General features: G+C 70.5%; 1 protein-coding gene and 1 pseudogene. One reads left to right on the forward strand and one right to left on the reverse strand.

Annotation, left to right across the window (positions count from 1 at the left end; all coding sequences use genetic code 11):
- Positions 1-150, reverse strand: a pseudogene (locus tag JL475_RS38765) (IS110 family transposase); the annotation flags it as partial.
- A 539-nt stretch (positions 151-689) separates the two neighbouring features.
- Between JL475_RS38765 and JL475_RS38770 the strand changes: the two are divergent.
- On the forward strand, positions 690-1,879 hold a 1,190-nt coding region (locus JL475_RS38770; protein ID WP_202282890.1), incomplete at its 3' end, for an IS110 family transposase.

Below are 1,879 nucleotides of genomic sequence, written 5' to 3' on the forward strand. Positions count from 1 at the left end.
CAGGGCCCGCTGCTGCCGCACCTGAAGCGGGGCGATCCACGCCTCCGGCAGCAGGTCGGCCCGCAGCAGCTGGGCCAGGGTCGCGGCGTCGACCTTGTCGTTCTTCAGCCGGGCGGAGGCGATCGCCTTGCAGCGCAGCGGATGCACCAGGTGCGGCTCGAAGCCGTAGTCCTCCAGCAGCTCGACCAGCCGGCCCCAGCCGTAGGCGGCCTCGAAGGCGACCGGCGCCCCGATCGGCAGATCACCGACAGCACCGGTTCCACCCCGTTGGGCACGTTCCGGTTGACCTGCACCGCGCCGTCGTGATCCACCACGGCGATCTGTGACCGCTTGCGGTGCACGTCGATACCGACGTGGACAGACATCGAGGGCCTCCTTCCCGAGCCCGTTCCATATCCGGACGGTAGGCACCGCCGGGCTGAGCAGGGAAGGGGGCCCGGCCCTCATAGGGTCCTACCTTGTTCGTGGGTCGGACGGGCCAGTCGTAAGGTCCAGAGGCCCAGAGACACCGGGTATGGCTTTCATAGGGTTGCCCCCGATGGTTCGCCTGACCTGGCCACCTGGTGTCTCACGACGACCTCGGCCACTGATTAGGAGCTGCGGGCCCCCGCGGGTGCATCGCTGAGTAGGACCACGTCGGCGCGGTCGTTGTCGGCACGCACGTGTACATCGAACGACCGGAGGAAACCGTGGCCCGAATCTGGGCGGGGACGGACATCGGCAAGACCCACCACCACGCCGTGGTGCTGGACAGCGAAGGCAATCGACTGCTGTCCCGGCGGGTGCTGAACGACGAGCCGGAACTGTTGGAACTGCTCGCCGACGTCCTGGCCCTGGACGAGGACGTCGTCTGGGCGGTCGACGTCGCCGACGGCATGGCCGCCCTGTGGGTCAATACCCTGCTCAACCACGGCCAGCAGCTCGTCTACATACCCGGCCTCGCGGTCAACCGAGCCTCCGCCGGCTACCGGGGCACCGGCAAGACCGACGCCAAGGACGCCACCGTCATCGCCGACCAGGCCCGGATGCGCCGCGACCTGACCATCCTGCGACCAGAGGACGAGCAGGTCGTCGAGCTGCGCGTCCTCACCAACCGGCGGGCCGACCTCGTTGCCGACCGCACCCGGAAGATCAACCGTCTGCGCGGCCAACTCTCCAGCATCTTCCCCGCGTTGGAACGAGAGCTGGAGCTGGGCAACCTCGGCCCACTGACCCTGCTGAGCGGCTACCAGACCCCGGCCGCCCTGCGCCGACTCGGCCGCAAGCGTCTGGAGACCTGGCTGCGAGGCCGCAAGGTCCGCGGCGCCGAAGCCCTGGCCGTGGCCGCCCTGGACGCGGCCGAGCGTCAGCACACCGCCCTGCCCGGGGAGAAGGTCACCGCCCAGGTGGTCCGCACCCTGGCCAAGGAGGTCCGGGACCTGGCCGAGGAGATCGCCGAGATCGACAAGCTCATCGGGGCCCGGTTTCGCGCCCACGACCTCGCCGAGGTCATCGGCAGCATGCCCGGCATCGGGCCGCTGCTGGGCGCGGAGTTCCTGGCCGCCACCGCCGGCGACCTTCGCCGCTTCGGCACCCCCGACCGGCTGGCCAGCCTCGCCGGCATCGCTCCCGTGCCCCGCGACTCCGGCCGCGTCAGCGGCAATCTGCACCGGCCCCGCCGCTACGACCGCGGACTGCAGCGCGTCTTCTACACCTCCGCGCTCATCAGCATCCGCACCTGCGACGCCTCCCGCCGGTTCTATGAACGCAAGCGCGCCGAGGGCAAGCGGCACACCCAGGCCGTCCTCGCCCTGGCCCGGCGACGCGTGAACGTCCTGTGGGCCCTGATCCGTGACGGACGGTGCTACGACCCTGCCGTCCCCGTCACCTCTGCGGCTTG

Source organism: Streptomyces sp. M2CJ-2 (assembly GCF_016757295.1).
GTDB lineage: Bacteria > Actinomycetota > Actinomycetes > Streptomycetales > Streptomycetaceae > Streptomyces.